Below are 6,245 nucleotides of genomic sequence, written 5' to 3'. Positions count from 1 at the left end.
TAAGCGCAGCGATGCGTTGAGCTAACCGATACTAATGAACCGTGAGGCTTAACCTTACAACGCCGAAGGTGTTTTGGCGAAGAGACAGACAATCAAATTTCAGCCTGATACAGATTAACAGAATTTGCCTGGCGGCTTTAGCGCGGTGGTCCCACCTGACCCCATGCCGAACTCAGAAGTGAAACGCCGTAGCGCCGATGGTAGTGTGGGGTCTCCCCATGTGAGAGTAGGGAACTGCCAGGCATCAATTAGAAGAACCCCGTACCGTAAGGTGCGGGGTTTTTTGCTTTGCGCTTAACCTCTCTGGCCTTTCTCTTAATCCCTTATCCTGCTAATGGAATGTGTGATCCCTGTCGCAATGTCATTTATAACAAAATTATAACATTTCATTTACGAGGTAATTGAGTCTCCTGGCTCAATACGCCGCTGTTTATGGCAGGAGCATAATCACAATGACAGAAAGCATTACATCAAACGGGACGCTGGCTAACAGTGATACCCGAAGAAGGGTATGGGCAATCGTCAGCGCCTCTTCAGGGAATCTGGTTGAATGGTTCGACTTTTACGTCTACTCATTCTGTTCACTCTACTTCGCACATATTTTTTTCCCATCCGGCAACACCACAACGCAGCTGCTACAAACAGCGGGGGTTTTTGCTGCAGGGTTTTTAATGCGACCCATTGGGGGCTGGCTGTTCGGCCGCATTGCGGATCGTCGCGGCCGTAAGGCTTCTATGCTGATCTCGGTGTGCATGATGTGCTTTGGTTCTCTGGTGATCGCTTGCTTACCGGGATATGAATCGATTGGCACCTGGGCACCGGCGCTACTGTTACTGGCCCGCTTATTTCAGGGATTATCGGTGGGGGGTGAATACGGTACCAGTGCGACCTACATGAGTGAGATTGCACTGGAAGGCCGTAAAGGTTTTTACGCCTCATTCCAGTACGTCACGCTGATTGGTGGTCAACTGCTGGCCATTCTTGTGGTGGTGATCCTGCAGCAAATTCTGACGGACGAACAACTTCATGCCTGGGGATGGCGAATTCCTTTCGCGATGGGCGCAGTACTGGCGGTTGTCGCACTTTGGCTACGCCGTCAGTTAGATGAAACCTCTCAGAAGGAAGTCAGAACGCTGAAGGAGGCTGGAACATTCAAAGGGTTATGGCGTAACCGCAAAGCTTTCCTTATGGTGCTGGGCTTTACTGCGGGTGGCTCTCTCAGTTTCTACACGTTCACGACCTATATGCAGAAGTACCTGGTGAACACCACCGGCATGCACGCAAACGTTGCCAGCGTAGTCATGACCGTGGCGCTGTTTGTCTTTATGCTCATACAACCTATTATCGGTGCGCTCTCGGATAAAATCGGTCGACGTACGTCGATGCTGATTTTTGGCGGCCTGTCGGCGTTATGTACCGTACCTATTCTGTCGGCCCTTCAGCATGTGACTTCGCCGTATGCGGCGTTTGCGCTGCTGATGCTGGCGATGGTGATTGTCAGTTTCTATACCTCTATTAGCGGAATACTGAAAGCTGAAATGTTCCCGGCGCAGGTACGCGCTTTAGGGGTCGGGCTCTCTTATGCGGTAGCTAATGCGTTGTTTGGCGGATCGGCGGAGTACGTTGCGTTGTCGCTTAAATCATGGGGAAGTGAAACGACATTCTTCTGGTACGTAACGATAATGGGCGCACTGGCTTTTGTTGTTTCCCTGATGCTGCATCGCAAAGGGAAAGGCATTCGACTTTAATAGCGCGCCATCTGCCACACGGCATAGCCGGTCGTTGCGCCGGCGACATCCCAGGCGAAATCTTTCCAGCTCCAGCCGCTCCCTGCGGGGCGGCTATCCCACAGTTCTTTTGATGCTCCAAGACTGACTGAGAACATCAACCCTATCGCCGCGCTACGATCCCGGCTGTATCCCTGATACTGCGCATATTCATTACCGGCTGCGGACAACATCGCGGAAGCGAGGAAATGCTGGGCTTTATCCTGTCCGGACCAGTTATCGTTAGCCATATGGCTACAGCCACTGAGAAAGAGGACGCTAAGTAACAGAGGAATACGCATCAACGGCTCCATAAAAAAGCCCTGCGGGTGGCAGGGCCTGGACATTACAGAATACGGCTGATAAGTCGGTCGATACGGATACGACGTAAGCGGCGGATAAGCTTGCGGACTTTCACCGGGTAATCGGCAATGCTCTGCAATTCGCGGTAATGATTCACCACAGTAGTATGCGTGCGAATCAGCTCCAGCTCACGTTCACGCTGTGCGGCTAACTCATGCTGCGGGTCATGGATCAGGATAGCGTTTTCCAGATCCAGTCGCCACGCGCGTGGGTTGAGGTTGTTACCGGTCAGCAGCATCCACTCATCGTCGACCCACATGCCTTTAAGATGGTAACTATTGTCTTCGTCTTTCCAGAGGCGTACTACCAGCTGGTCAGTGTTGACGTAATACTGTAAACGGCTCAGGAAACGGCGCAGGTTAATCTCATACAGATAAGGCAGCGCACCGATGATTTTGAACGGCTGATCTTCAGGAATGAAGAAGTCGTTTGCGGTTTTATCACCAACGATGATTTCCACTTTTTTACCGTCGCGCAGCAGCTGAATAATATTACGCACCAGCACGGCAGGAAGGTTGAAGTACGGCGTACAGATGGTGAGTTTCTGCTCCGCGCACGGCATCAGATGGAAGATCGTTTTGTTCAGCTGGCTTGATTTGCCGAGCCCTACCAGCGGGGTAACGGATAGCTCTTCGTTATTCGCATCGCCCTGGAAATGATAGACCGCATCACGCAGCTCCTGGCGGAAGGCGCGAACATCGTTTTTGATTTCCGGGCTTTTCGGACGTTCGGGATCGTCAAGGCGATTAACACCGCGGCCATAGACCAGATTTTTATCAACCCAGTTAAACATGATATCGGCCATCTGCGGATTACGGATCAGATGGTAGCGGTCGTAGCGATATTTATCGAGCTGATGAAGGTAAACATCGTTCAGACTTGCGCCGCTGTACAGCACGCTGTCATCAATGATGAATCCCTTGAAATGAAGGACGCCGAGCGCTTCACGGGTATTTACCGGGACGCCATAAACAGGCACATCAACGCCAGGATTTTCCTGCGCCGCACGGCAATACCAGTCAGCATTGGTGTTTGAGGCGGCAGCGCCGATACGGCCACGCTGAGCGCGATGCCAGTCTACCAGTACGCGAACATCAAGTTCCGGACGCTGACGTTTGGCTTCATAGAGCGCGTTTAGGATCGCGCGCCCGCCTTCATCCTGTTCAAGATAGAGCGCTACAATGCAAATGCGTCGCGTGGCGCTGGCAATCTTTTCCAGAAGCGTCTCCCGAAAATGAGCGGGAGCGTAAAAGAACTCTACATCATCAACTGACTGAGAAATCTTCGGTAGTTGAGCAAGGTGTTGTTGATGTTTATTACGCTTAAATTTTGACAACATCACAGTGCGTTTCTTCTCTGTTCATTGAAGGGTTGTCTGTACCATGCAAACAACATAAGCGGACAATGATACCACCAGTCCCGTCCAAAGTGGGTAACATTTCCAGTAGCTTACTCGCGTTTATCTGCTGATGTCAGACTGAGGGACAAGGCCACAATACCTTCGTCCAGCTGAATATCAACGTCAAACCCAAGTTTTCGCGCCAGGGTCACCATACCGCGATTGTTAGGCATAGTAATGCCATTGAGGCGTAACAATCCGTGATCTCGCGTATAGCTGATGAGTTTTTCCAGCAGCCGTCTTCCCAGACCCAGGCCTTTAAGATCGGAGCGCACCAGCACCGCAAACTCCGCATCAACGTTATCCGGGTCAGAAATCGCACGCGTGACGCCGAGGATCTCATCACCCTTAGCGGCGCGACGAACGGCAACAAACGCCATTTCTCGATCGTAGTCGATCTGGGTCATATTGGCTAAATCATCGTGGGTAAATTCGTTGATTTCGCTAAAATAGCGATAATAAAGATCCTCTTTCGTGACCAGAGAGATAAAGGCCCGCAGCTGAGGCTCATCTTCCGGCAGAATAGGGCGGAACAAGGCGCGTTCTCCATTCTTCATCTCAACCCACTCCTCCAGCTGCAGGGGATACGGGCGGATCGCCAGACGGCTCTCTGGGTCTCCTTCGAATGGCGCGATATCCAGGGTCACGTCCAGCGCCGTAAACTCATTGCCCGAGGCGAGCAGCGGATGAATGTCCAGCCGCTGGATTTCGGCACAATCCACAATCAGGTTAGACACCTGCACCAGGAACTGACTTAACCCGGCAATATCAAGCGGGCGCAGCGCACTCCGGCCACGGATCTTTTTACTTTTAATCGCCTGGATGATCAGATAGCGCGCCAGGTTCATGTTCAGCGGCGGTAAAGCGACCACAGCCTGCTCCTCCGGGCGCCACTCAACGCCACCTTCCCCCAGCATGATGAGCGGGCCGAAGACGGGATCGTGTTCGACCACCACCCGTAATTCCTGAGCCCCTGCGCGGTTGGCCATGCTTTGCACCAGCAATCCGTGGATCCTTGCCTGCGGCCAGGCCATTTTGACCCGGTCGAAAATAGCATCAGTTGCCTGCTGCACCTCTGTTGCCGTACGCAGGTATAACATAACCCCCTGAACATCAGACTTATGCGGGATATCCGGGGAACGTAGCTTCAGGGCAACCGGATAGCCAATCTGTTCGGCTATATGAACGGCCTCTGCGCTGTCGCTGGCGATCCAGGTCGGCAGGGTTTGCATCCCGTAGCTGCCCAGAATGGGCTGGACCTCATGCGTATCAAGCGAGGTTGCGCCTTCTTCAATGGCCTGCTGCAACAGCCGGTGAACGTCGACGGTGTTCGCCGTCAGATTCCCCGGCAAAGCCGGCGTCTCACGCAGCTGTTTCTGGTTGCGGCGATATTCCACCATATGCATAAACGCGGTGATGGTGCCTTCCGGCGTGCGGTAGGTTGGCAGCCCGGCCTCGCTGAACAAGCGCCGCGCCTCCTGAGACGAAAACTCACCGCACCAGTTGGTGAGCAGGGTAACGTATTTACCGCGTGGATGGTTGCGCACGGCGTCAATAAGCGCGCGCGCGCTTTCACTACCCGGCGCGACCGCGCTGGGGGAGTGGATAATCATCAGCGCATCGAAATCCTGGCTATCCAGCAAAATGGAGATAGCCCTGATATAGTGGTCGCTGCTGGCGTCATCGCGCAAATCAAGCGGATTGCCGGGCGTCACGCTGGTCGGAAGCGCTTCTCTCAGGCGCTGCAGCGTCTCTTCACTCAGCGTTGCCAGCTTGCCGAAGCGCCGCCACAGCTCGTCCAGCGCGAGCGCTGCAGGGGCCGCACCGTTACTGACAATCATTAGCTTCTCACCGCGCAACGGGCGCATATGGCTTAACGTCTCAACGGCGGAAAAAAGCTCGTGCGTATCCTGTACCCGCAGCAACCCCGCGCGCTGAATGGCGGCGTCCCAGGCGGGATCCATACCGGAATGCGAATGGAGTAGACGCTGTGCCGCAGGGCTTCGTCCGCTTTTGATCACCAGGATCGGCTTATTGCGCGACGCGCTTCGCGAAGCCGAGACAAAACGACGCGCGTCGCTGAGGTGCTCAAGATAAAGCAGGATCGCGCTGGTTTTGCCGTCACGTGCCAGAAAATCCAGTAGCTCATCAACGTCGATATCCAGACTGTCGCCCAGGGCAATGAAGTAGGAGAATCCCATTTCACGCTGCTGCGCCCAGTCGAGGATGGTGTTCGATACCGCAGCCGACTGCGAGATAAACGCCAGTTTGCCTTTGCGGATCGGAACCGGAGAGAAACTGGCATTCAGCCCCTGCCAGGGGGCGAGAAGGCCCAGACTGTTTGGCCCAAGAATGCGCATTTGATAGCGGCTGGCGCAGGCCAGAAGCTCGGCTTTCTGTTCAGGCGGAGACGAGAGAATAATGCAGGTTTTACACCCTTTCTTGCCGAGTGATTCCAGCAGTTCCAGGTTACGCTTCGCGTTTGTACAAAGTACGGCAAGATCCGGCACGAAAGGCAGGCTTTGTACATCAGGCCATGCAAGCACTCCCTGAACGGCTTTATAAGACGGCGTGACGGGCATGACGGGACCATTAAATCCCCCGGCCAGCAGATTGCGCATCATCAGATAGCCAGCACGATCCGGTTTCATTGATGCGCCGATGACGGCAATGGATTTAGGACGAAGTAGCGCTTCTAACCCTCGCTGGCTCATGGA

4 protein-coding genes and 1 rRNA gene are annotated in these 6,245 nt (G+C 53.9%); 2 read left to right on the top strand and 3 right to left on the bottom strand.

All coding sequences use genetic code 11. The annotated features are described in order from the left end of the window. Nucleotides 1–127: 127 nt before the first annotated feature. Nucleotides 128–243: ribosomal RNA gene (rrf, locus tag LA04_RS18870) — 5S ribosomal RNA — on the top strand. Nucleotides 244–452: 209 nt separating this feature from the next. Continuing rightward, nucleotides 453–1,748: an MFS transporter gene (locus LA04_RS18865; protein WP_047652716.1), complete on the top strand. Its 1,296-nt coding sequence runs from the start codon at nucleotides 453–455 to the stop codon at nucleotides 1,746–1,748. On the opposite strand, the gene LA04_RS18860 is transcribed toward LA04_RS18865, so the two are convergent. The 3 genes from LA04_RS18860 to LA04_RS18850 all read right to left on the bottom strand — a co-directional run bounded on the left by LA04_RS18860 (nucleotide 1,745) and on the right by LA04_RS18850 (nucleotide 6,242). Next, a complete protein-coding gene (locus tag LA04_RS18860) occupies nucleotides 1,745–2,068 on the bottom strand; it encodes a YfiM family lipoprotein (RefSeq protein ID WP_047652715.1) in 324 nt (107 codons plus the stop codon). The two genes, LA04_RS18865 and LA04_RS18860, sit on opposite strands and share 4 nt — an antisense overlap. A gap of 44 nt (nucleotides 2,069–2,112) precedes the next feature. Continuing rightward, the gene (gene pssA, locus LA04_RS18855) at nucleotides 2,113–3,468 is read right to left on the bottom strand and encodes a CDP-diacylglycerol--serine O-phosphatidyltransferase (RefSeq protein ID WP_047652714.1); all 1,356 of its coding nucleotides are present in this window, start codon (nucleotides 3,466–3,468) and stop codon (nucleotides 2,113–2,115) included. 110 nt (nucleotides 3,469–3,578) lie between these two features. Continuing rightward, nucleotides 3,579–6,242, bottom strand: a complete 2,664-nt coding sequence (locus LA04_RS18850) for a bifunctional acetate--CoA ligase family protein/GNAT family N-acetyltransferase (RefSeq protein WP_047652713.1) — start codon at nucleotides 6,240–6,242, stop codon at nucleotides 3,579–3,581. Between the last annotated feature and the right edge of the window lie 3 nt (nucleotides 6,243–6,245).

Origin of the sequence: Enterobacter sp. UCD-UG_FMILLET (assembly GCF_000762975.1) — a bacterium.
Lineage (GTDB): Bacteria > Pseudomonadota > Gammaproteobacteria > Enterobacterales > Enterobacteriaceae > Enterobacter > Enterobacter dykesii.
The sequence above is the reverse complement of the archived record's forward strand: the minus strand, read 5'-3'. Positions and strand labels throughout refer to the sequence as shown.

Excerpts from the sequence above, each read along its gene's own strand:
- LA04_RS18865 (WP_047652716.1), top strand. The coding sequence starts at position 453 with ATGACAGAAAGCATTACATCAAACGGGACGCTGGCTAACAGTGATACC.
- LA04_RS18860 (WP_047652715.1), bottom strand. The coding sequence starts at position 2,068 with ATGCGTATTCCTCTGTTACTTAGCGTCCTCTTTCTCAGTGGCTGTAGC.
- pssA (WP_047652714.1), bottom strand. The coding sequence starts at position 3,468 with ATGTTGTCAAAATTTAAGCGTAATAAACATCAACAACACCTTGCTCAA.
- LA04_RS18850 (WP_047652713.1), bottom strand. The coding sequence starts at position 6,242 with ATGAGCCAGCGAGGGTTAGAAGCGCTACTTCGTCCTAAATCCATTGCC.